This window comes from Burkholderia sp. Bp8992 (assembly GCF_003853705.1).
Classification (GTDB): domain Bacteria; phylum Pseudomonadota; class Gammaproteobacteria; order Burkholderiales; family Burkholderiaceae; genus Burkholderia.
Genome location: NZ_QTQI01000036.1, coordinates 38,985 through 62,784 on the forward strand (window position 1 = coordinate 38,985; position 23,800 = coordinate 62,784).

21 protein-coding genes and 1 tRNA gene are annotated in these 23,800 nt (G+C 66.8%); 3 read left to right on the plus strand and 19 right to left on the minus strand.

Translation table 11 applies throughout. The features are described from left to right. The first annotated feature begins 21 nt into the window (after window positions 1-21). Complete coding sequence (locus tag DIE03_RS34170) at window positions 22-1,512, plus strand: HDOD domain-containing protein (RefSeq protein ID WP_124456527.1); 1,491 nt, start codon at window positions 22-24, stop codon at window positions 1,510-1,512. 108 nt (window positions 1,513-1,620) lie between these two features. Here DIE03_RS34170 and DIE03_RS34175 read toward each other — a convergent pair whose 3' ends face one another. The 18 genes from DIE03_RS34175 to DIE03_RS38505 form a co-directional block, all read right to left on the minus strand. Then, the gene (locus DIE03_RS34175) at window positions 1,621-2,415 is read right to left on the minus strand and encodes an ABC transporter substrate-binding protein (protein WP_111017476.1); all 795 of its coding nucleotides are present in this window, start codon (window positions 2,413-2,415) and stop codon (window positions 1,621-1,623) included. A 278-nt stretch (window positions 2,416-2,693) separates the two neighbouring features. Further along, the gene (astE, locus tag DIE03_RS34185; protein ID WP_185658283.1) at window positions 2,694-3,752 is read right to left on the minus strand and encodes a succinylglutamate desuccinylase; all 1,059 of its coding nucleotides are present in this window, start codon (window positions 3,750-3,752) and stop codon (window positions 2,694-2,696) included. Between the two features lie 7 nt (window positions 3,753-3,759). Further along, on the minus strand, window positions 3,760-5,100 hold the full coding sequence (gene astB, locus DIE03_RS34190) for an N-succinylarginine dihydrolase (RefSeq protein ID WP_006488742.1): 1,341 nt from the start codon (window positions 5,098-5,100) through the stop codon (window positions 3,760-3,762). Window positions 5,101-5,114: 14 nt separating this feature from the next. Beyond that, on the minus strand, window positions 5,115-6,578 hold the full coding sequence (astD, locus tag DIE03_RS34195) for a succinylglutamate-semialdehyde dehydrogenase (protein WP_124456529.1): 1,464 nt from the start codon (window positions 6,576-6,578) through the stop codon (window positions 5,115-5,117). A gap of 7 nt (window positions 6,579-6,585) precedes the next feature. Further along, window positions 6,586-7,617, minus strand: a complete 1,032-nt coding sequence (astA, locus tag DIE03_RS34200) for an arginine N-succinyltransferase (RefSeq protein WP_124456530.1) — start codon at window positions 7,615-7,617, stop codon at window positions 6,586-6,588. After that, complete coding sequence (gene aruF, locus DIE03_RS34205; protein WP_124456531.1) at window positions 7,614-8,666, minus strand: arginine/ornithine succinyltransferase subunit alpha; 1,053 nt, start codon at window positions 8,664-8,666, stop codon at window positions 7,614-7,616. The genes astA and aruF overlap by 4 nt, the downstream gene beginning before the upstream one ends. 30 nt (window positions 8,667-8,696) lie before the next feature. Next, on the minus strand, window positions 8,697-9,929 hold the full coding sequence (locus DIE03_RS34210; RefSeq protein WP_122944883.1) for an aspartate aminotransferase family protein: 1,233 nt from the start codon (window positions 9,927-9,929) through the stop codon (window positions 8,697-8,699). 1,036 nt (window positions 9,930-10,965) lie between these two features. Further along, complete coding sequence (locus DIE03_RS34225) at window positions 10,966-12,006, minus strand: GlxA family transcriptional regulator (RefSeq protein ID WP_124456532.1); 1,041 nt, start codon at window positions 12,004-12,006, stop codon at window positions 10,966-10,968. A 21-nt stretch (window positions 12,007-12,027) separates the two neighbouring features. Continuing rightward, a complete protein-coding gene (locus DIE03_RS34230; RefSeq protein ID WP_124456533.1) occupies window positions 12,028-12,822 on the minus strand; it encodes an ABC transporter ATP-binding protein in 795 nt (264 codons plus the stop codon). A gap of 20 nt (window positions 12,823-12,842) precedes the next feature. Further along, entirely contained in the window at window positions 12,843-13,556 is a 714-nt protein-coding gene (locus DIE03_RS34235; protein WP_124456534.1) for an ABC transporter permease, read from the minus strand. After that, complete coding sequence (locus DIE03_RS34240) at window positions 13,553-14,242, minus strand: ABC transporter permease (protein WP_011544981.1); 690 nt, start codon at window positions 14,240-14,242, stop codon at window positions 13,553-13,555. The genes DIE03_RS34235 and DIE03_RS34240 overlap by 4 nt, the downstream gene beginning before the upstream one ends. A gap of 367 nt (window positions 14,243-14,609) precedes the next feature. After that, the gene (locus DIE03_RS34245) at window positions 14,610-15,164 is read right to left on the minus strand and encodes a hypothetical protein (protein WP_124456535.1); all 555 of its coding nucleotides are present in this window, start codon (window positions 15,162-15,164) and stop codon (window positions 14,610-14,612) included. Between the two features lie 87 nt (window positions 15,165-15,251). Further along, window positions 15,252-16,289 (minus strand): lysylphosphatidylglycerol synthase domain-containing protein, encoded by a 1,038-nt coding sequence (locus DIE03_RS34250; protein WP_124456536.1) that lies wholly within the window; start codon window positions 16,287-16,289, stop codon window positions 15,252-15,254. Next, on the minus strand, window positions 16,286-17,170 hold the full coding sequence (gene hpnK / locus DIE03_RS34255) for a hopanoid biosynthesis-associated protein HpnK (protein WP_124456537.1): 885 nt from the start codon (window positions 17,168-17,170) through the stop codon (window positions 16,286-16,288). Before hpnK ends, DIE03_RS34250 begins: the two co-directional genes overlap by 4 nt. A 3-nt stretch (window positions 17,171-17,173) precedes the next feature. Beyond that, entirely contained in the window at window positions 17,174-18,616 is a 1,443-nt protein-coding gene (gene hpnJ, locus DIE03_RS34260; protein WP_311767317.1) for a hopanoid biosynthesis associated radical SAM protein HpnJ, read from the minus strand. Between the two features lie 134 nt (window positions 18,617-18,750). Then, on the minus strand, window positions 18,751-19,926 hold the full coding sequence (gene hpnI, locus DIE03_RS34265; RefSeq protein ID WP_124456539.1) for a bacteriohopanetetrol glucosamine biosynthesis glycosyltransferase HpnI: 1,176 nt from the start codon (window positions 19,924-19,926) through the stop codon (window positions 18,751-18,753). 365 nt (window positions 19,927-20,291) lie between these two features. Continuing rightward, window positions 20,292-21,383: a hypothetical protein gene (locus tag DIE03_RS38500; RefSeq protein WP_185658281.1), complete on the minus strand. Its 1,092-nt coding sequence runs from the start codon at window positions 21,381-21,383 to the stop codon at window positions 20,292-20,294. Beyond that, window positions 21,347-21,446, minus strand: a tRNA-OTHER gene (locus DIE03_RS38505). The genes DIE03_RS38500 and DIE03_RS38505 overlap by 37 nt, the downstream gene beginning before the upstream one ends. Here DIE03_RS38505 and DIE03_RS38510 point away from each other — a divergent pair. Further along, window positions 21,420-21,566 (plus strand): hypothetical protein, encoded by a 147-nt coding sequence (locus DIE03_RS38510; RefSeq protein ID WP_185658282.1) that lies wholly within the window; start codon window positions 21,420-21,422, stop codon window positions 21,564-21,566. The two genes, DIE03_RS38505 and DIE03_RS38510, sit on opposite strands and share 27 nt — an antisense overlap. A 36-nt stretch (window positions 21,567-21,602) precedes the next feature. Here the strand turns inward: DIE03_RS38510 and DIE03_RS34275 are convergent, their stop codons facing one another. After that, the gene (locus tag DIE03_RS34275) at window positions 21,603-22,664 is read right to left on the minus strand and encodes an alpha/beta fold hydrolase (RefSeq protein ID WP_124456541.1); all 1,062 of its coding nucleotides are present in this window, start codon (window positions 22,662-22,664) and stop codon (window positions 21,603-21,605) included. 174 nt (window positions 22,665-22,838) lie between these two features. Here DIE03_RS34275 and pdxY point away from each other — a divergent pair, with 174 nt between their 5' ends. Beyond that, window positions 22,839-23,699 carry a pyridoxal kinase PdxY gene (gene pdxY / locus DIE03_RS34280; RefSeq protein WP_124456542.1) on the plus strand — a complete coding sequence of 287 codons (861 nt, stop codon included), beginning with the start codon at window positions 22,839-22,841 and terminating at the stop codon, window positions 23,697-23,699. Window positions 23,700-23,800: the final 101 nt, after the last annotated feature.

A 23,800-nucleotide genomic window follows, 5' to 3' on the forward strand; every position in this document is an offset into this window, starting at 1 on the left:
CGGCGAACCGGACAGATCCGTATGTCAATCACCGAACACATGCCCCGCACGGCCTTGCTGGACAAGCTGTGGGCCCGGATGAACGAACGGGGCGATTTCCCGCTGCTGTCGGAATCGCTGCGCGCGACGATGGCCGCGATGAAGAACGACGACCTCGACTTCACCGCGCTCGTGCGCGTCGTGCTGTCGGACTTCGCGCTCACGCAGAAGGTGCTGCGGCTCGCGAACTCCGCGATGTACATGGCGTTCGGCGGCAACATCACGACCGTGACCCGCGCACTGATGGTGCTCGGCATGGACGCCGTCGGCCATCTGGTCGTCGGGCTGAAGCTCGTCGATCATTTCCATCACAGCACGCCGCGGCGCATCGACGCGAAGCTCGAACTGAACCGTGCGCTGCTGTCCGGCTGCGTCGCGCGCAAGCTCACCGAGCGCGCCGACCTGCGCGCGGGCGAGGAAGCCGTCGTCTGCACGCTGATGCGCCAGGTCGGCAAGCTGCTCGTCGTCTGCTATCTCGACAGCGAATGGGACAAGATCCGCCGCCATGCGGCCGAGCTGCACGGCGACGAATCGGCCGCCTGCATCGAGGTGCTCGGCGTCGGCTTCGACGAGATCGGGCTCGAGGCAGCAACGCGCTGGCGGCTGCCCGACATGATCCGGGACGGCATCGCCGACGATCACCAGCACGTGAACCGCGTCGATGCATTCGGCCGCGAACTCGCCGCCGACGAGGACATGATCGAACGCGTGAACTGGCTGCGTGCGGTGAGCCGCTGTTCGACCGACGTCGCGAGTGCGCTCGCGATGCCCGACGGCCCGCAGCGCGACGCGCACATCACGGCGCTCGCGCAGCACTATGCGCTGGCGCTCGATACGGAACCCGACGCGCTCGTCGAGATCGCCGAGCGGCTCGCGCACGAGGAAGCGAGCGACACCGTGATGCGCGAGATCGACGAGCTGCGCGCGAACGCCGATGCGATCGCGCGCGCGCAGGCCGAACCCGAGGCGTGCCTCGAAGCCGGCCTCGCCGACCTGCGCGCGCTGCCGTCCGAGCACGTGCTGACGCCGGTGCTCGCACTGGCGTCGGAAAGCCTGCTCGCGAGCCTCGCGTTCACGCGCACCGTCACGTTCGTCCGGCACGACGACGGCACGTTCGCCGCACGCCTGGGCTTCGGTCCCGGCGTCGACGACGCGCTCTACCGGCTGCGCTTCGACGAGCGCTTCGAGCCGGACGTGTTTCATCTCGCGATCACCAATTCGGTCGGCATCTTCATCGAGCAGGCGCAGGAACCGAAGATGCTCAAGCGCCTGCCCGCGTGGTATCTCGACGTGTTCGACGACACGCGCGCATTCGTGCTGCTGCCGGTGCGCGTCGATGCGACGACGGTCGCGCTGCTGTACGGCGACTGGGCCGGCGCGCAGCCGGCCCGCAAGATCTCGCAGCAGGAAATGAGCATCCTCAACGAGCTCGCGCGCGAACTGGGGCGATTCTTTCCCGCGCAGCACGGTTGACGGCCGGCCCGGTTCGGCCGCTTCCGCCGTTTCCCCGTTGCCGCGCCACAAAAGCAAACCGGCCGCGTCAGCGGCCGGTTTTTTACATCGTGCGTTCGAACGAGACGCTTACTTCAGCGTGACGGGCACGCTGAAGTACTTCTTCGCGAGGTTGTCGATCGTGCCGTCGGCCTTCAGGTCCTTCAGCGCCTGATCGAGCGCGGTCTTCAGCGCCGCGTCGTTCTTGCGCAGGCCGAAGCCGACGCCCGAGCCGAGGATCTCGGTGTCGCTGACGGTGCCGCCCGCGAACGCGAAGCCCTGGCCTTGCGGCTTCGTCAGGAAGCCCTTCGAGCCGGCTTCCGAATCCTGGAACGTCGCGTCGAGACGGCCCGACTTCAGGTCGGCATACGCCAGGTCCTGCGTCTGGTACGGCACGACTTCAACGCCGGCCGGCGCCCACTTCTTCTTCGCGTACGCTTCCTGGATCGTGCCCTGCAGCACGCCGACGCGCTTGCCCTTCAGCGACTGCGGGGTCGGCAGCAGGCCGCTGCCCTGCTTCGCGATCAGCTGGTTCGGAATCGTGTAGATCGGGTCGGTGAACGCGATCGCGTGCTTGCGCTGGTCGGTGATCGTCATGTCCGAGTTGATCGCGTCGAACTTGCGCGCCTGCAGCGCGGGGATCAGGCCGTCGAAGTCGTTCTCGACCCACACGCACTTCGTCTTCAGCTTCGCGCACACCGCGTTGCCGATATCGATGTCGAAGCCGGTCAGCTTGCCGTCGGGCGTCTTGTATTCGAACGGTGCGTACGAGGCCTCGACGCCGAACCGGATCTCCTTCAGATCCGCGGCAAACGCGCTGCCTGCCGCCACGGCCGATGCCGCCACCACCGCATGCGCGGCCACTTTACGCCAATCCAACTTCATCAGGTGCTCTCCTCGATACTCGAATGTTCCGGAACTACGGGCGCATGCATCATTGCAGGGTCAGATGACCGCGACAACGTCGCTGCCGCGCCGTGATGCGGCGCAACAGCCGCAAGGCCGCGATTGTACCAATCCATGCGGCCCGATATGGCAAAGCGGCCGCCGGCGCGCGATGCTGCGGCGCGCATGCGACAGCGGCCGGGCTGGCCGTCGAACTTGCAAGACGATGTCGCAAATACGCAAGGCGGGCCGCACTTCGATGCGGCCGGGCCGATCGATCAGACGAGTGCCGCGATCGTCTCGCGCGTCGTGTCGATCACGAGCAGGCCCGCGCGCAGCCCCGGCTTCACGGTCGGGTTCGGGAACACGATCCGTTCCTCGTCGTGCGTGACCGTGTAGCGGTAGTCGCCGTCCTGCGCGAGCACCGTGCCGCGTGCGAAGGGGGTGAAGTTCGCGACGTCGGCCGCGACGAACAGCTCGAGCGCGTCGCTCTGCTTCGTGATCTGGTCGATCACCGTGAAAACGCGCGGCAGCGGCGGATGGCCGCCTCGCGCCTCGGCGTCGGTCGACGGATGGCCGCCCCACGCCCCCGACACGAGCTTGCGCACCGCGCGGTCGGCCGGCGCGAAGCGCGCCAGGTCGTTCTGGCCGAACGGCCGCACCTTGCCGAGTTCGAGCGTGCACGCGAGCGCGCCGCAGTGCTCGGCCGTGAAATGCGAATACGTGTTGCCCTTCGCGGTATGCAGCAGCACGGCCGCGATGCGCGCCTCGCCGAGCCATTCCACCATCGTGCGCGTCGGCGGCGTACCGGTGTGCGGCAGCAGCGCGAACTGCTCGAACACCGATGCGCGGATCGCCGTGTGCATGTCGATATGCCAGCGTGCGCTGCCCGCCGGCGCGGCCGCGAAGAACGCGGCAGCGGCCGCTTCGAGCTGCGCGGCGCGCGGCGCTTCGCGGCTCGCGGGCACCTGCGTGTGACGACCGCTGAACAGGCGGTTCAGGTCGTCGTCGAGATAGCGCTCGCCCGCGCGCATCGCCGGCACGTTGCCGAGCACGACGAGCAGCCGGCACGCGAGCGGCAGCGCGCCCGACGCGAGATCGCGCACGAGCATCGACAGCAGCTCGATCGGCGCCGTCTCGTCGCCGTGCACGCCGGCCGACACGAGCACGCTCGCGCGCGCCGCATCGCTGGCCGCGGCCGGTTCGAGCACGAGCAGCCCGTCGCCGGGCCATTGCCAGCGCACCGCGCCGCCCGCACAGGTGCCCTCCCGCTCGACCGGCGTGCTGCCGGCCAGCGTGAACGCGAGAAAGTCGTCGAGCAGCGCGGCGGCCGGCATCCGTGCCTCAGCGCTGGAAGTCATACAGCGAACCGACGCGCAGGATCTGCGTGAGTTCGTCGAGCGCCGTGCGCGATTCGTCGAGCAGCGCCGGGTCGGCGAGGTCTTCCGGTGCGAGGCGATCGCGGTAGTGCTTGTCGATCCACGCGTCGAGCGACGCGAACAGCGTGTCGTTGATCCACACGTTCGACGTGACGGCCGCGCGCTCCGCTTCGTTCAGCACGACGCGCAGACGCAGGCACGCGGGGCCGCCGCCGTTCTTCATGCTTTCGCGCAGGTCGAACACGAGCACGTCGTGAATCGGGCCGTTGCCGGCCGCGAGCTGGTCGAGATAGGCGGCGACGTTCGCGTTCTCGCGGCACTCCTGCGGCACGACGAGCACTTGCGAGCCGTCCGCGCGCGACAGCAGCTGGCTGTTGAACAGGTACGACGTCACCGCGTCGTTCACGCTCACGGCCGCGTCGGGCACCTCGATCACGTTCAGGCGCGCACCGCGTGCGTCGAGCGCGGCGGTCAGCGTGTCGTAGATCGCCTGCTTGTTGACGAATGCACGCTCGTGCGTGAACAGCGTGTCGCGGTTGCCGACCGAGATCACGTCGTTGTGGAACACGCCCGCGTCGATCACGTCCGGGTCCTGCTGCGCGTAGACCGTCGCTTCTTCGGCAAGACCGTGGCGATGCGCGACCGCGCGGCTCGCCTCGAAGGTCTGGCGTGCCGGGAAGCGCTTCGGCTCGGGCCCGCGGCGGTATTCCGCGCGGCCGTACACGAAGAACTCGATGCCCGGCTTGCCGTATTCGGCGCAAAAGCGCGTATGGTTTGCCGCCCCTTCGTCGCCGAGCGCCGGCGTGCCCGTCAGCGCCTCATGCACCGCGAAGTGCGCGGGATCGGCGAACAGCGTCGACAGCGTGCGGCGCGTGGCTTCGTGCTCGATCGCGCGATGCAGCTTGCTGCACAGGTTCGCCGGCGTGAAGTGCACGCGGCCGTCGCTCGTGTCGGCCGACGGGCTGACGGTGGCCGCGTTCGCGGTCCACATCGCCGACGCCGAGCTCGCCGCGGCGAGCAGTTCGGGCGCCTGCTTCGCGGCCTTCGCGATCACGTCCGCGTCCTTGCCCGAGAAGCCGAGCTCGCGCAACAGGCGCAGCGACGGCCGCTCCTGCGGAGGCAGCACACCCTGGGCGAAGCCGAGATCCGCGAGCTGCTTCATCTTGCGCAGCCCCTGCTTCGCGGCGGCCTTCGGGTTCGCGGCCGACTTCTCGTTGTTGAGCGACGCCACGTTGCCGAACGACAGTCCGGCGTAGTTGTGGGTCGGGCCGACGAGTCCGTCGAAATTGGCTTCTTGTGCGTTCATCGTCGCTCCCTCGATCAGAAATGCAGGCCCGGCGACAGGCTCGCGGGCAAGGTCAGTTGCGTGCTTTCCACCGACGCCATCGGATACGCGCAATAGTCGGCCGCGTAGTACGCGCTCGGGCGATGGTTGCCCGAGCGGCCCGTGCCGCCGAACGGCGCGGCAGACGACGCACCGTTGGTCGGCCGGTTCCAGTTGACGATCCCGGCGCGGATCGTGCGGCGGAAGTGTTCCCATGCCTTCTCGTCGTCGGCCAGCAGGCCGGCGGACAGGCCGAATGCCGTGTCGTTCGCGCGCTCGATCGCTTCGTCGAACGTCGCGTAGCGGACGATCTGCGCGAGCGGGCCGAAATGCTCTTCGTCAGGCAGGTTCGCGACACCCGTCACGTCGACGATCGCGGCATTCACGAAGCCGAGGCGCGGATCGCGCTGCGTCATCGCGATGATCGGCTTCGCGCCCTGCTCGACCAGGCGCGACTGCGCGTCGACCAGCTTCGCGGCCGCGCGCGCCGAGATCACCGCGCCCATGAACGGCTGCGGATCGGCATCGAACACGTCGGCCGTGATCTTCGACGTGACGTCGGCGAAGCGTGCGAGGAAGCGGTCGCCGAACGCGCCCTGCGGCACGAAGATGCGGCGCGCGCACGTGCAGCGCTGGCCGGCCGACAGGAACGCCGACTGGATCGTGTGATGCACGGCCGCGTCGATGTCCTCGACTTCGCCGATCACGAGCGGGTTGTTGCCGCCCATCTCGAGCGCGAGCACGATTTCCGGACGGCCGCCGAACTGCTTGTGCAGCAGCGTGCCCGTATCGGAGCTGCCGGTGAAGAACAGCCCGTCGATCTGCCGATGGTTCGCGAGCGCGATGCCCGTGTCCTTCTCGCCCTGCACGAGGTTCAGCACGCCGGCCGGCAACCCGGCTTCCTGCCACACCTCGACGGTCGCGCGCGCGACGCCCGGTGCGAGCTCCGACGGCTTGAACACGACCGCGTTGCCGGCGATCAGCGCGGGCACGATATGGCCGTTCGGCAAGTGGCCGGGGAAGTTGTACGGGCCGAACACCGCGACGACGCCGTGCGGGCGGTGGCGCAGCACCGCGACGCCGTCGGCCATGTCCTGGCGCTTCTCGCCGGTGCGTTCCTGGTATGCCTGGATCGAGATGCCGACCTTCGCGGCCATCGACGCGACTTCGGTGCGCGCTTCCCACAGCGGCTTGCCCGTCTCGCGGCCGATCGCGGTCGCGATCGCTTCCTTGCGTTCGTTGAGCAACGCGGCGAAGCGCTTGACGATCGCGCAGCGCGATTCGAAGTCGAGCGCCGACCAGCCGGCGAATGCGCGGCGCGCGCTCGCGACCGCGCGGTCGACGTCGGCCGCCGACGCGCTTTCGCCTTGCCATGCGATCTCGTCGGTGCCCGGGTTGCGCGAAGCGAAGACGGGGCCCGAGCCTGCGACCCAGGCGCCGTCGATGAAGAGTTCCGTCATGATTCGTTTATCCCTGTTTGACTTTGAGCGGCAGCACGCGGACCGGATCGCCGGCCTTCACGTCGAGCGCGACGGCGTCGTCGGCCGACAGCACGAACGAGCCGTTCGCGACCACGCCCGGCGCGACGCCGACGCGAAAATCGCCGAGCGACGTGTTCGACACGAGCGACCTGGGCGCGTCGTCCCGTGCATCGGGCACGCCGATCGCGACCGGCACGACGACGCTCTCGCGCACCGTGCGCAGGTCGTTGACGTGGCATTCGAGCACGGGGCCCGCGTCGAAGATGTCGACGTGATTCTGGTAGCGCAGCCCTTCCGCTTCGAGCATCTTGCGGGCCGGCAGCGTGTCGCGGTGCGTGAGGCCGACCGCGTCCTGCGCGTCCTGCGGCAGCAGGTCGACGTACACCGGGTAGCGCGGCATCAGCTCCGCGAGGAACGACTTGCGGCCGTGCGAGCTGAGGTAATCGGCTGCGTTGAAATCGATCTGGTAGAAGTGCGAACCGACTGCGCGCCAGAACGGCGACGTGCCGTCCTCGTCGAAGTGGCCGCGCAGTTCCGCGCAGATGCGTTCCGGGAAGCGTTCGCGGAACTGCGCGATGAACATGAAGCGCGAGCGCGACAGCAGGCCGCCGACGCCGCCCGTGCGATAGCGCGGGCTCAGGAACAGCGAGCACACTTCCGCGTAGCCCGTCAGGTCGTGCGAGATGTTCAGCGCGGACATCCGCGTCCACACGCCGAGTTCCTGGCTCGCGTGCACGACCGTGCTCACGCGATAGTTGTAGAACGGCTGTTCGAGGCCGACCTGCGTTTCGATCCCGCACACGCCCGCGATGTCACGCGTCTTCGAATCTTCCATCACGAAGAAGTAGCCGGCTTCGCCCGGCGCGGCCTGCCCGTCGAGCGTGCGGCGCGAGCGTTCGATGCGCGCGGCGAGCGCGTCGCGGTCGGGCTTGAACGTGGTCAGGCCCGGCCCGGTTTCCTTCGCGAGCGACACGAGCGCGTCGACGTCGCCCGTTTGTACGACCCGAACGACGATCATGCTGCGTCTCCCTTCAAATCTTCATCGTCGCGGCGGTGCAGCGGCACGCAGCGCACGACATCGCCATCCTTCACATCGAGTGCTGCGCGCACGTCGCCGGCCAGCGGTGCATCGGGCGTATCGCCCGGCAGGTCGGCCAGGACGCAGCGGAACGATTCGCCGCTGCCCGTCGACACCATGTAGGCGACGTCGCCCTGCTGGTGCGCGGCCTCGCGCACGACACGCTCCGACGCCTGCTTCACGCATGCGGTGCGGTCGACCTGCGCGGTCAGCACCGGGCCTGCGTCGAAGATGTCGACGAAGCGGTCGGGCTCGAAGCCTTCCTCGAGGTGGATGTCGTACGCGAGCAAAGCCGTTTCGTTCGGCTCGCCGAGCACGCGCTGCGCGGCTTCCGGCAGCAGCGGCACGTAGAGCGGATAGGCCGGCATCACTTCCGCGATGAACGTGCGGCTGCGGCCGCCCGACGCGATGTCGACGTCGGTGAAGTTGCGGCCGAAGAACTTGCGCCCCACTGCTTCCCAGAACGGCGATGCACCGGTGGCGTCGCTCACGCCGAGCAGCAACGTGAACACTTCCGGCGTGAAGCGGCGACGGTTCGCGGCGATGTACATCATCCGGACGCGCGAAATCAGGTGCGCGGCCGCGTCGCCGCGCAGCGACGGATCGACGTAGAAGCCCGCGAGCCGGCTCTTGCCGGTCAGCTCGTGCGACATCGTGAGCGCGTGGATCTTGCGGTTCACGTGCAGTTCGCGCGACGCGTGGATCAGTGCGTCGTTGCGGAACGCGTAGAACGGTTCCGAGTAGCCGGCCGCGGCCACGATGCTCGCCGTGCCGAGCAGCTTGCCGGTCGACGAATCCTCGAGCACGAAGAGGTAGAACTCCTCGCCGGCGAAGTCGACGTCCGCGCGAAACGAATCCTCGGAGAGCGCCACGCGCGCTTCGAGCGCGGCGCGGTCGTGCGGCAGCGAGTGCAGGACCGGCTGCGCGGTGCGCGCCATGTGCGCGAGCGCATCGAGATCCGTGAGTTTGCCGGGGCGAACAAATAGCATCGTCGTTCCTGTCTGCGATGGGGGCGCCGATCAGCGCGCGGTGGCTTCCTGTGCGGCGAGCACTTGTTCGACTGCCTTCTCGAAGCGCTTCATGCCTTCGTCGAGCAGGTCGAACGGGATCACCAGCGACGGGACGAAGCGCAGCACGTTCGGGCCGGCGATCAGCATGATCAGGCCGTTCTCGGCGGCGGCCGTGACGAAGTCCTTCGCGCGGCCGTCGAATGCGGCGGTGAGTTCCGCACCGACCAGCAGGCCCTTGCCGCGCACGTCCTTGAAGATGCCGAAGCGTGCGTTGATGCGTTCGAGCGCGCCCTTCAGGCGTACGCTGCGTTCGCGCACGCCTTCGAGCAGTGCCGGGTCGCCGATCAGTTCGACGACCTTGTCGGCGATCGCCGATGCGAGCGGGTTGCCGCCGTACGTCGTGCCGTGCACGCCGACCTTGAAGTGCGCGGCGAGTTCGTTCGTCGTCAGCATCGCGCCGATCGGGAAGCCGTTGCCGAGTGCCTTCGCGGTCGTCAGGATGTCCGGCGTGACGCCCGTGTCCATGTACGCGTAGAACTGGCCCGTGCGGCCGACGCCCGTTTGCACTTCGTCGAAAATCAGCAGTGCGCCGTGTGCGTCGCATGCTTCGCGCAGTGCCTTCAGGAAGGCCGGATCGGCCGGGATCACGCCGCCTTCGCCTTGCACGGGCTCGACGATCACGGCGCAGGTTTGCGGGCCGATCGCGGCCTTTGCGGCTTCGATGTCGTTGTACGGCAGGTGCTTGATGCCGGCCGGCACGGGGCCGAAGCCTTCCGAGTATTTCGGCTGGCCGCCGACGCTGACCGTGAAGAACGTGCGGCCGTGGAACGACTGCACGAACGAGATGATTTCTGCCTTATCGGCGCCGTGGCGGTCGAACGCGACGCGGCGTGCGAGTTTCAGGGCCGCTTCGTTCGCTTCCGCGCCCGAGTTCGCGAAGAATGCGCGGTCGGCGAAGGTCAGCGATTCGAGGCGCTTCGCGAGGCGCAGCACCGGTTCGTTGGTGTAGCCGTTGCCGATGTGCCAGAGCTTGCGGCTTTGTTCGTCCAGGACTTTCAGCAGTTCCGGGTGGCCGTGGCCGAGGGACGTTACTGCGATGCCGCACGCGAAATCGATGTACTCGCGGCCAGCCGTGTCCCACACGCGGGAGCCCTCTGCGCGATCCGGCACGAACGGGGCGGGGGAAAATACCGGCACCATCACTTCGTCGAATGTCTGGCGGGTCACGGTCGAGGTCGTCATGGTCGTTCCTTTCGGTTTCGTAAGAGGGTTCAACAGGATCAAGTTTAGGTAAGGGCGACGCAAGCGTCTTGCAGATTTGCGACGGGTTCTATCGGAAGGTTTGGGTTTTGCCCTCCCGGGCCGGGGGGCGGCTACGCCGTGTCGGTATTTTGGGGCTTTTTCTGTCTTGTCTGGGGCTTGCTTCGGGGGTCGCGGAGCACCTGCAATCGCGAAGCACCTGTAATCGCGAAGCACCTGCAATCGTGTCGGTATATTAGCGTCGCCCCTCCGCGGGGCAGCGGTCACTTTTCTTTGTCTTGCCAAAGAAAAGTAACCAAAAGAAAGGCGCTCGGATAACGCATGACTTACCGGTGCCATCGCCAACAAAGTGGCCACCATCTAAGTGTCCGCGCCACTCAGGAACCCGGAGTGGTTCGAACAATGGTTCTGACACCACTGCCTACACAACAGAGCGGTATACCGCTCGCTAGCTCCATCCTCGCTACGCTCGGCTGCAAGGTACTTCAGGGCGGGCGGTTGCGTTCGTGCTTCCTGCATCAGCCGTCGACCGCCAGGCACTTTTTCTGCGCTCCATATTTGTGTGAGCAGATCGTTTGACGATGATGTCTTCGCGAGACGATGTGTTTGCGTCCCCCAATTTTCTCGCGGACAGAGCAGCGAATTCCCCGTTTATTGAAAGTACGTTGAGGGTGATATCGGTATTGGTTGGGATGGACCTGTCGTCCGAGCGAAGCGAGGACGGAGCTAGCGAGCGGTATACCGCTCTGTTGTGTAGGCAGTGGTGTCAGAACCATTGTTCGAACCACTCCGGGTTCCTGAGTGGCGCGGACACTTAGATGGTGGCCACTCTGTTGGCGATGGCACCGGGAGGTCATGCGTTATCCGAGCGCCTTTCTTTTGGTTACTTTTCTTTGGCAAGACAAAGAAAAGTGACCGCTGCCCCGCGGAGGGGCGACGCTAATAGACCGACACGATCACAGGTGCTTCACGCCAACCGCGGGCAGACCGCCAAAACAAACCAAGTCAAAACCAAACCTCAATCCTTCCCGCGCTCGACGAGCGCCCCACCACGAGGTTCACTGCCGCCACCCGTCTGCTTCTCGAGCCACGCCCGCCGATCCTCCCGAGGCGTAACCCCAAACCTTTCCCGATAAGCATTAGAAAAGTGCGCAGCAGAAGAAAACCCACAGGCGAGAGAAACTTGAACGACAGACTTGCTGGTGCGCTGCAACTGAGTGCGAGCCTTGAGCAACCGGAGATTGAGGTAATACTTGGAGGGCATCGCCCCGAGATACTGTCGAAAGAGCCGTTCCAGCTGTCGGCGCGACACGCCGACCAACCCGGCGATTTCATCGGTAGTCAGAGGATCCTCGACATTGGCTTCCATGAGCAGCAATGCGTCGTTCAGCCGAGGATGCCGCTCACCGGGCGCGGTGACGAAAGGAATCCGCTGTCGTTCTTCGCCGCTGCGCAAAGCGCCAACGCCGAGCGCATCGGCAATCCGCTCTGCGAGGTCCGCCCCATGTTCCCGGCCGATCATGGCCAGCATGAAATCAACGGTAGCCTGCCCACCCGCACAGGTCGCCCGATCGCGATCGATCTCGAAAATCTGCTGCGTGACGATCGACCGCTCGAACTGCTCGGCGAACTGCTGATACGTCTCCCAGTTCACGCTCACGCGATACCCGGAAAGCTGCCCGGCCATCGCGAGCCACCACACGCCGTGGTGAATGCCTGTGACGACGGGCGTCCGCTGCCCGACCCGCGCGAGACTCGCGAGAAACAACCGATAGTCGGCAAACTGCTGAAACCGCTCCGTCACGACGATCAGCCAGTCGCACGCGATCGCATCGTTGAACGCCGCATCGGCATGCCACTGCGCACCGCCCGCGAGCGGCACGGGCCGCCCGTCCCAAGAACAGACCTGCCAGCGGTACAACAGCCGCCCGTCGATCTCGTTCGCCAGGTTCAACGCATCGACGATCGGACCCACACCCGACATCGACACGGGCGGCAATGCAACGATCGCCACCTGCGTCGTGCGGGTGGCGCCTGCGGGACGAGACACCGGTACCACGTCTGAAACTGCCCCGTCGCGTTACTTGAGACTGCCCGACAGGAACTGCTTGAGCCGCTCGCTCTGCGGGCGCACCAGCACCTCCTTCGGATCACCCTCTTCCTCGGTCCGCCCCTGATGCAGGAACATCACATGATTCGACACGTTGCGCGCGAAACCCATCTCGTGCGTGACGACGATCATCGTGCGGCCTTCCTCGGCCAGCTTCTGCATCACCTTCAGCACTTCGCCCACCAGTTCAGGGTCGAGCGCCGACGTCGGCTCGTCGAACAGCATCACGTCCGGATGCATCGCGAGCGCACGCGCAATCGCCACGCGCTGCTGCTGGCCGCCCGACAAATGCGACGGATACTGCTTCTCGACACGCGGCGGCAGGCCGACCTTCTCCAGGTACTCGCGCGCGCGCTCCTCGGCTTCCTTCTTCGAAATGCCAAGCACGTGCACGGGTGCCTCCATCACGTTCTCGAGCACGTTCATGTGCGCCCAGAGGTTGAAGTGCTGGAACACCATCGCGAGCTTCGTGCGGATGCGCTGCAACTGCTTGTGATCGGCGACTTCGAGCGCGCCGGCGCGGTCGGCCTTCGTGCGCACGGCCTCGCCGTCGACGACGATCTGCCCCGCATTCGGCCGCTCGAGGAAGTTGATGCAGCGCAGGAACGTGCTCTTGCCCGAGCCGCTCGCGCCGATGATGCTGATGACGTCACCGGCCTTCGCGTTCAACGACACGCCCTTGAGCACCTCGTTGTCGCCATAGCGCTTGTGGATGTCGAGCGCCGCAAGCTTGGTGGTACCGTTCGTTTGAGTGATCTCGGCCAACTGGCTCTCCTCGAAGTGAATCAATGACGGGCGGCCGCGAGATACGCGAGCCAGTGGCGCTCCGCGCGGCGAAACGCCGCGACGAGTGCGAACGATACCGCAAGATAGATCAGCGCGGCGATTCCGAACGACTGGAACGCCATGTAGGTCGCGGAATTCGCATCACGTGCGACCTTCAGGATGTCCGGCACGGTCGCCGTGAACGCCACGGTCGTCGCGTGCAGCATCAGGATCACCTCGTTGCTGTACAGCGGCAACGCACGGCGCAGCGCCGACGGCAGGATCACCCGGCGGTACATCGTGAACGGCGACATCCCGTACGCACGCGCCGCCTCGACCTCGCCGTGCGGAATCGCCCGGATCGCGCCGGCGAAGATCTCGGTCGTGTACGCGCAGGTGTTCAACGCGAACGCGAGAATCGCGCAGTTGAAGCCGCTGCGGAAGAACGCGTCGAGCAGCGAGTGCGACCGCACGAACTCGAGGCTGTACATGCCCGTGTACATCAGCAGCAGCTGCACGTAGAGCGGCGTGCCGCGGAACACGTACGTGTAGAACCGCACGGGCATCGACACCCACTTCTTCCGCGACACGCGCGCGACCGCGAGCGGCACCGCGCACACGAAGCCGAGCGAGATCGACGCCACGAGCAGCCACAACGTCACCGCGAGGCCGGAGAGGCGCTGGCCGTCCCAGAAAAGGAACGCCTTGCCGAATTCCTGGAGGATCTCGATCATAGTTCTGCGTGCCGCACGCCCATGGAATAACGTTTCTCGAGCTGGATCAGCACGAGGTTGGAAACGGTCGTGATAGCGAGGTAGATCAGCGCCGCGACGAGGATGAAGAAGAACATGTTGAACGTGCTCTTGCCGGCGTCCTGCGCGGCCTTCACGACGTCCGCGAGGCCGATGATCGACACCAGCGCGGTCGCCTTCACGAGCACCTGCCAGTTGTTGCCGATGCCCGGCAGCGCGAAGCGCATCATCTGCGGAAACATGATCCGCACGAACACGCGCGCGCCGCTCATCCCGTAAGCCGACCCGGCCTCGAGCTGGCCGCGCGGCACCGACAGGAACGCGCCGCGGAAGGTCTCGGTAAAGTACGCGCCGTAGATGAAGCCGAGCGTCAGCACGCCGGCCACGAACGGGTCGATGTCGATCTGGTTCCAGCCGACGAGGTCGGTGAACTGGTTCAGCCAGATCTGGATGCTGTAGAACAGCAGCAGCATCAGCACAAGATCGGGCACCGAGCGGATCAGCGTCGTATAACCGGTCGCGATCGCTCGCAGCACCCGGTTGTGCGACAGCTTCGCCACCGCGCCGATCAGCCCCAGCGCCACCGCAGTGGCGAGCGACAGCACCGACAGCTCGATGGTCTGCACGGTGCCGGCCCAGAGGACGGGACCAAAGCCGTAAAGGAACACGCGCGTCTCCAGAGTTGGAATGAATGCCGACGCGTATGCCTGTCCCGCGCCGGGCTGACGCGGATAGTCGCAAGCGAAATTGATTGTCTCAAATCACCTTGCACTCGATTGCTGCATCGCAACAATCAATCCCGCCATTTACACCCCGGCCCTACACCGCTGTTTCCAAAGGAAAAAAGCCGCTTCCTGACAGTCGGATGACACGCAGGGAAGCGGACTTTTTGCAATTTTCCGGTCGCTTTTTCGATATAGCGCCGGACTGGCCATCGGGCCGAACACGCACATCCCGGCCCGCCACAGCCGCGGCTGGCAGACGCGCATGAACGGTGCGCTGCGCAACGGGCTGAAGCAGCACCGCGCGTGACCGTCAGCGCCCCTTCAGGATGTCGGAGCGCGAAGTCGTATAGACAAGCCCGTCCGGGCCGAAATGGACGTTGAAGAACGCGTCGGTGTTGACGCCGTCCTCGAGCCAGCGCCAGCTCCAGACCGTCTCGGGCTTCAGCGGATACTGCGCGACGTCGCCGGGCTTGCCGAGCAGGCGCCGCACCTCGTCCTCGTTCATCCCCGGGCGCACCTTCGCGAAATTCTCGGCGGTCAGCACCTGCGTCGCGCCCGTGTAGCGCCCGTTCGCATCGAGATCGACGAACCAGGTCTGGTTGCCCATCGGGCCGCGCGGATATTCGTAGCGCTTCGAGCCGTCGGTAAACTCGCGCACGGTCTCGGGCTTGCCCATCGTGCCGCGCACGTCGGCCTCGGTCGACTCGCCGACCTTCAGCCCCTTCAGCAGCAGCGGCGCGGGCTTGATCGCGTTGAAGAAGTCCCTGATACGTTGCACGTCGAGATGGCCTTGGTCGTCGCAACCGGTTAGCGCCAGCACGGCGGCCAGCATCGTCACGGAAAGCAGCCTGAATCGGAAAATCATCGGAAGAGTTGCGCGTCGAGAAAACACGCGGCAAGGATACCCGCGCAACGCCAAAAGCGCGAGACGGGCGCACGGCCCGTCTCGTGTTCAATGCGTCGTTTCGGTTTCCGTTTCGGCTTCGGACACGCGGCTCGCCGGCTGCGGCGCACGCGGCGCGCCGACGCGGCGGCGCGTACGCACGAGCTCGGCAAGCTGCCACGAGCCGAGTGCCAGGCAGCCGAACAGCACCTCGCGGCCGCGCTTGACCACCGCGAGCGACAGCGCCGTCTCGCGGTCGACGCCGAACATCTGCGCGAGCAGCACGACGGTCGCCTCCTGCACGCCGAGCCCGCCCGGCACCATGAACGCCGCATGCCGCACGGCCTGCGTCATCGCCTCGATCGCGATCGCGCCGCCGATCGACACCGGATGGCCGAGCAGCGCGAGCGCCCAGTAGATCTCGAGCGCGCCGAGCACATACCCGGCCAGTTGCCAGAAGAATGCGCTGAACAGCAGGCCCGTGCGCGACATCAGCGAATCGATGTCGGCGTCGAGCCGGCGCCCGTCGACGCCCTGCAGCAGCCGGTGCGAATCGCCGAGCAGGCGGCCCGCGAAACGCTCGATCGCATGGAAGATGCCGCCGCGCCGCATCAGCACGACGCCGAGCACCGGCAACGGCAGCGTCAGCAGCAGCGCGAGGCCGATCGTGCCGCCGCCCATGTTGTCCGTCGTCGCGAGCAGCAGCACGAGGCCGAGCGCCGCGAACGCATACTGGACGACGATCGTCACGAGCACCTCGACGATCACCGACGCGGTCACGCGGCTCGCGTCGGGCACCTGCCAGCGCGCGAGCCGGATGCCGACGATCTCGCCGCCGATCCCGACCACGGGCAGCAGCCGGTTCACGGCCTCGCGCACGGTCGCGATCCACCACAGGAACGGCAGCGAACTGCGCCGGTCGAGCAGCAGGTGCCACGCGTACGCATCGAGCAGCAGCGGCAGCCCGTGGAACGGCACGAGCCACAGCAGCGCGTAGCCGGCGCGCGCGAGCATCTGCGACACGTCGCCGACGCCTTCGTGCAGCCCCAGCGCGAGCAGGATGCCGATGCCGATCGGCCAGCCGAGCCACTTGATCCACTTGCTCATGACGGCTGCGCCCCCGGTGCGCGCGACGCGTGCGCGCCGCGACGTGCCGCAGGCCCGCCGAACACGTCGGCGAAGCCGCCGGTCGCGACGCCCGCCGCCTTCAACGCGGCCGCGACGCGCGGCGACAGCAGCGCATCGAGTTCGTCGACCGGACGGTAGCCGGCCATCGTCGGCGTGATCGGGCCGTCGCCGGCCTCGGCCGGATGGCAGTAGATCTCGCCGACGCCCGGCGGCAGCTGCGCGAGCGCGTCGAGCAGCACGGCCTCGTCCATCGCGCCCGTGTGCTCGATCCCGACGACATAGTCGTTGTGCGCGAGCCCTGCGCGATCGAGCCGCGCACGCACGAGCGCGATCCACGGCTTGAGCAGCGCGGGCGCGCTCGTCTCGTACGGCAACCGCACCGCGCGCAGCCCGTAGTCGCGGCCGATCTCGATGATCATCGACAGCACGGTCGGATGCAGATGGAAATGCTTGTGCGCGTTCACGTGGTCGAGCGGCAGGCCGCTCGCCGCGAACGCGTCGAACTGCGCACGGATCTCGCGGCGCAGTTGCGCGCGAACATGCGGCAGGAAGAAGAAGCGACAGCCGTCCTTCGCCATCGCGTCGCCGAACCGCCCGTCGGCGCCGACGAGCGCGGGAATCTCATGCGCGGGCAGCGTGGCCGGGCCGTCCGCGAGCACCAGGTGCAGGCCGACCGCGAGCGACGGCAGCCGCCGCGCGCGGTCGATCGCATCCTGCGCGGCGGGGGCGCCGACCATCAGGCTCGCGGCGTTCAGCACGCCGTCGCGGTGCGCACGCTCGACCGCCGCGTTGACGCGCGGGTGCAGCCCGAAGTCGTCCGCGGTGAAGATCAGCGCCCGCGCCGCCGGCTGCGTCGCCACGGATTACGCCTCGTGTGCGCGCAGGAAGCGGAAGAACTCGACGCCTTCGCGCAGGCGGCGCTTCATCATGTCCCAGCTCGTCAGCATCTCGCGGACGATTTCCCAGATCTTCGACGGACGGAAGTAGAACTGGCGATAGAACTGCTCGAGATGGTGATAGATCTCGTCGCGCGACAGGTGCGCATAGCCGATCGCCGCGAGCTGCACGCCTTCCTTGCTCACCAGGTTGATCGTCTTGTTCTCTTCCATCCAGCCGTTCTCGACGGCCTGCTTGTAGAGCGTCGTGCCCGGATACGGCGCGGCGAGCGAGACCTGGATCGTGTGCGGATTGATTTCCTTCGCGTACTCGATCGTCTTCTTGATGGTTTCCTGCGTCTCGCCCGGCAGGCCGAGGATGAAGGTGCCGTGGATCTTGATGCCGAGCTTCTTGCAGTCCGCGCTGAAGCGGCGCGCGAAATCGGTGCGCACGCCCTTCTTGATGTTCACGAGGATCTGGTCGTCGCCGGATTCGAAGCCGACCAGCAGCAGGCGCAGGCCGTTTTCCTTCATGATCTTCAGCGACTTGTACGGCACGTTGGCCTTCGCGTTGCACGACCACGTCATGCCGAGCTTGCCCAGGCCGATGGCGATCGCTTCGGCGCGCGGCAGGTCGTCGGTGAAGGTGTCGTCGTCGAACATCAGTTCCTTCACTTCCGGCATGTTGTCGCGGATCCACTTCGCTTCCGCGAGCACGTTCTCGACCGAACGCGTGCGGTAGCGATGGCCGCTGACCGTCTGCGGCCACAGGCAGAACGTGCAGCGCGACTTGCAGCCGCGGCCCGTGTAGATCGATACGTACGGATAGTTCAGGTAGCCGATGAAGTAGTTGTCGATCTTCAGGTCGCGCTTGTAGACGGGCGCGACGAACGGCAGTTCGTCCATGTTCTCGAGGATCGGACGCGCTTCGTTGTGCTCGATCGAGCCGTCCTTCGCGCGCCAGCTCAAGCCCTTGATCTCGGGGAACGGCTTGCCTTCCGCGATTTCCTTGCAGGTGTAGTCGAATTCCTCGCGGCACACGAAGTCGATGGCCTCGCTCGCCGTGAGCGAGTTGTGCGGATCGACCATCACCTTCGCGCCCACCATGCCGACCAGCATCGACGGCTTCATCTTCTTGAGATCCTGCGCGAACATCGCGTCGGTCGGGAACGACGGCGTGCTCGTGTGGATGATCACGAGATCGTAGTCGTTGGCGATCTTCAGCGTTTCCTCGACCGACAGGCCGTCGGCCGGCGCATCGAGGACGCGGCTGCCCGGCACGAGCGCGGCCGGCTGCGCGAGCCACGTCGGATACCAGAAGGAACGGATTTCGCGCTTCGCCTGATAGCGCGAGCCGGCTCCGCCGTCGAAGCCGTCATACGAAGGGGCCTGCAAGAACAGCGTTTTCATGAATGCTCCGGTAGCCTGCATAGTTCGATTCGTCACAACGATTCAGTCAAAAAACCGCGGGCCGCCCTGCCGGCGCCCGCCTCTCTGTCATGTCGCGCCGCGCGGCTTCGCCGCGCAGCGCGTCTCGGCCGTCGGGCCGGGTTCGATCGACGGCCCTAGCGGCCGTCCACTGCTTCCACTGCAGCCGTCGCGCGTTCGCCGCCGACGACCGTCATCCTCGCGCCGCGCCACACGACGTGCGTGCCGAACGCGGCCGCGAGCCACTCGAGCGCGAGCAGCGTGTCGCGCACCGCGACGAGCGGCAGGTCGCGCCAGAACGCGCGCCAGCCATCTTCGCCGCGCGCATGCAGCACGAGCCGCCCGAATGCGCCGACCACGGCCGCCCCGCCCGCCAGCGTGCCGGCGAAGGTGCCGTCGAGACGCAGTGCGAGCGCCGCGCCGATCGCGAGCCACGGCACCGTAAACGTAATGAACAGGAACGCGAAGCCGGCCGGGTTCAGCGAACGGATCGTGCGCAGCCAGCGCGTCTCGCGGTGCCACAGCGGCCCGAACGACGGCTCGATCACGTCGGTCGCGACCTCGACCTCCGACAGCACGGTGCGCCGCCCGAGGCGTCGCGGCAATTCGGCCAGCCAGAAATCGTCGGCCAGCTCGTCCTTCAGCGCGAAAAAGCCGCCGATCCGGTCGAGCGTGTCGCGCGTCAGCGCGAGCGTCGCGCCGAAGCCGAAGCGGCTCGAGCGGCCGAGGTGCGTGATCCGCACCGACGGTGCGAACCACGCGTCGACGAACTGTGCGCCGATCCGCGTCCAGAACCCGCCGACGCTGCGCGCATGATACAGGCACGTGACGACACCGACCGACACGTCGGCGAGCGGCGCCGTTACGCGCTCCAGATAGTCGGGCTGCACCGCGATGTCGCTGTCCGCGATCACGATGCGGCCGTATTTCGCGCGTGCGGCGAGATTGATCAGGTTGCTGACCTTCAGGTTCTTGCCGTGCACGCGCGCGTCGATCACCAGCGTGATGTCGCACTCGGGATAGTCGGCGCGCAACCGCTCGACGACGGCGATCGCCGGATCGGCCGGCGACGCGACGCCGAACAGCACTTCGTAGCGCGGATGGCGCTGCTCGCAGAACGTCGCGAGGTTTTCGTACAGGTGCGGCTCCGCGCCGCATAGCGGCTTGAGCACGCTGACCGGCTCGAAACCGTCGCGCGCAGCGGTGCGCGGCGTACGCGGCCGCGGGGCAAACGCGGCGACGAGCGCATAGCCGGCCGCGGCCAGCGTGAATGCGATCAGCAACCAGTCGAGCAGCGTGGCGGTTGGCGTCATGCGCAACGCCTCCCGGCGACCTGAACGCCGTGGAGAACGCTCGAGCGTGATTGAGCGTGATGCGGTATTCCGACTACGACGAACGCGGGCACGACCCGACTCCTTGTTCCAGCAGCGTCTGTAATGGGGGAAGCACGACCCTTCGTTCGGGTACGGCCAAGCCCGGCTTCGCGTGGCTTCTCTCCGCACAATGCCCGGAGGACGGGATGCGGGAAGACTCGAATGGCTACCATCGGCACAACATGGGCAGGCGCCGGATTTTAGCAGTCCGCGGCACCCCGCGCTCGGCACTACGCGAAACGGACTGGTGCAATTCCGGCAAAGCTGAGTCGTCGACGAACCTTATCGGCACAGCCACGTTCACATTAGCGTAAGCAGTTTGCAGGCGTATTGCAGTCTTGAAAATCAAACGTTTCGTGCAAATTTGTATGTCGATGCGGATTCACGTCCAATCGCCGTAAAGATTGGTAATTAATCAGCGATTGGATTGATTTTTGCAACAATCGAGGTATTCGACCCTGCGCCCCTGTAAGGCGCATGGGTATCGGCGCGTCGCCAGCACGTTCCGGAACCCTTTGGCAAAATCCTTGGCATTTGTTGCGTACGCGCATCACCGCGCTCCCCCATTCGAAGGCCACCCGATGACACCGTTTTCCGTACTCGATCTCGCCCCCATTCCGGCCGGCGCCGACGCGTCCCAGGCGTTCCGCAACACCGTCGATCTCGCCCGGCACGCGGAACGCTGGGGCTACCGGCGCTACTGGCTGGCCGAGCATCACAACATGCCGGGCATCGCGAGCGCGGCCACCGCCGTCGTGATCGGTCATGTCGCGGGCGCGACGCAGACGATCCGCGTCGGCTCGGGCGGCATCATGCTGCCGAACCACGCGCCGCTCGTGATCGCCGAGCAGTTCGGCACGCTGGCCTCGCTGTATCCGGGGCGCATCGACCTCGGCCTCGGCCGCGCGCCCGGCACCGACCAGACCACGTCGCGCGCGCTGCGCCGCGACCTGATCGGCAGCGCCGACTCGTTTCCGGACGACGTCGCCGAACTGCAGCGCTATTTCGCGGAGCCGGTGCCCGGCCAGCGCGTGCGCGCGGTGCCCGGCGCGGGGCTCGACGTTCCGGTGTGGCTGCTGGGCTCGAGTTTGTTCAGTGCCCAGCTCGCCGCGATGCTCGGGCTGCCGTTCGCATTCGCGTCGCACTTCGCACCGGACTACCTGATGCGCGCGCTCGAGATCTATCGCGCGCAGTACCGGCCGTCGGCCGCGTGGCCGAAGCCGCACGCGATGGTCGGCGTCAACGTGTTCGCGGCGGATACCGACGACGAGGCACGGCGCCTGTTCACGTCGCTGCAGCAGCAGTTCATCAACCTGCGGCGCGGCACGCCGGGCAAGCTGCCGCCGCCCGTCGACGTGCTCGAGGCGAACGAGCTCGAACTCGCGACCGTCGCGCATTCGCTGTCGTTCGCGGCCGTCGGCTCGCGCGACACGGTGCGCGACAAGCTGCGCGACCGCATCGCGCAGACGGGCGCCGACGAGCTGATCGTCACCGCGCAGATCTACGATCACGCCGCGCGGCTGCGCTCGTTCGAACTGACCGCGCAGATTCGCGACGAGCTCGCGAACGAGGCGCGCTGACGGCACGGCCGCGCGCCGCCGGCGGCCTGCCCCGCGTTACTGCGGGTGCACGGCGTCCAGCCCGTCGAGCAGCGCCTTGTGGAACGCGTCCGGGTCCTGGATCTGCGGCGCGTGCCCGAGCGCCGGGAATTCGACGAGCTGCGCACCGGGGATCGCCGCCTGCGTGCGCTTCGCGAGTTCCGGATAGCGGCCGAGCTTCGCGTGCACGTCGGGCGGTGCGACGTCCTTGCCGATCGCGGTCGTGTCCTTGTCGCCGATCATCAGCAGCGTCGGCACGCGGATCGCGCCGAGTTCGTAGACCACCGGCTGCGTGAGGATCATGTCGTAGATCAGCGCGGAATTCCACGCGACCGCGTCACGGCCGGCGCCGCGATACATGCCGGCCAGCATCTGCACCCAGCGCTCGTACGACGGCGACCACTTGCCCGCGTAGTACGTGGCCTGCTCATAGCGGCGGATGCCGTCGGCCGTCGTCTTCTGCTCGCGCGCATACCAGTAGTCGACCGACAGCGGCGGCACGCCGAGCGCCTTCCAGTCCTCGAGGCCGATCGGGTTCACGAGCACGAGCTGGTCGGTCGCCTTCGGATACATCAGCGCATAGCGGATCGCGAGCATCCCGCCGGTCGAATGGCCGACGATCGTCGCCGACTTCACACCAATCGATTCGAGCAGCGCATGCGTGTTGCGCGCGAGTTGCTGGAACGTGTATTGATAGCGCTCGGGCTTCGACGACTTGCAGAAACCGATCTGGTCCGGTGCGATCACGCGGTAGCCGGCCCGGCTCAACACACCGATCGTGTCATCCCAGGTGGCCGCGCAAAAGTTCTTCCCGTGCAGCAGCACGACGGTGCGGCCGTTCGGATGCGCAGGCTGCACGTCGAGAAACGCCATCTCGAGCGTCTCGCGCTGCGACACGAACGTGTACAGGTGCACGGGCGCCGGATAGGTGAACCCTTCCAGGCGCGGGCCGTACGCGGGCCCGTCGTTGCCGGCGGGCGGCGCGCCTACGGCCGCGGCAGGCAGCGCGCACACGGCGGCGGCAGCCACGCCGAGCACGACAGCGCGTGCAACACACAACATCTTGCAAATCGAAAGCATGGCGATCAGGGTGATTGGGGACGCACGCGGGCAAGCGTGGCCGCCTCGCGCCCCGCGATTCTACGCGGTCGGGCTGACGACGGCGCGCAACACTCCGGGGCCGCGCGACTTCCGCGCGTGCGACGAACTCGGGTATCGTGTGACGTGACCCTGAAACGCGTGCAGGCGCTTCCCATGAAAAACGTCCTCAGCATTCAGTCGCACGTCATCTACGGCCATGCCGGCAACAGTGCGGCCGTATTCCCGATGCAGCGCCTCGGCGTCAACGTCTGGCCGCTCAACACCGTCCAATTGTCGAATCACATGCAGTACGGCCATTGGGCCGGCAGCGCGATCGATGCCGCGAAGATGGAACAGCTCGTCGACGGCATTGCCGCGATCGGTGCGCTCAAGCGCTGCGACGCCGTGCTGTCCGGCTTCCTCGGGTCGCCGCCGCAGGCGCGCGCGGCCGTCGAGATCGTCCGCTCGGTGAAGGCAATGAATCCGGACGCGTGGTACTTCTGCGATCCCGCGATGGGCCAGACGGGCGGCATCCGGCCCGAGCCCGGTGTCGAGGAATTCATCGTGCAGGAGGTGCCGGCGCTCGCGGACGGCATGTCGCCGAACCACACCGAGCTGCAGAAGCTCGTCGGGCGGCGCATCGAAACCGTCGCCGAAGCCGTCGACGCGTGCCGCGCGCTGATCCGTCGCGGCCCGCAGATCATCCTCGTCAAGCACCTGCACGACCGCAACAGTCCGGCCGACCGTTTCAACATGCTCGCCGTCACCGAAACCGAAGCGTGGATCGGCCAGCGCCCGCTGTACGCGTTTCCTCGGCATCCGGTCGGCGTCGGCGACCTCACCAGCGCGATCTTCGTCGCACGCCGGCTGCGCGGCGACTCCGTGCGCGCCGCGTTCGAGCACACGCTCGCGGCCGTGCATGCGGTCGTGAAGGCCACCTACGATGCGCGCCGCTACGAACTCGAACTCATCGCCGCGCAGGACGAGATCGCCCGCCCGAGCGAGTGGTTCGGCGCGTGGGTGACCGACGCCTGAGGCACTGGTACCGCTGTCCTGCTTTCCTGCTTTCCTGCTTTCCTGCTTTCCTGCTTTCCTGCTTTCCTGCTTTCCTGCTTTCCTGCTTTCCTGCTTTCCTG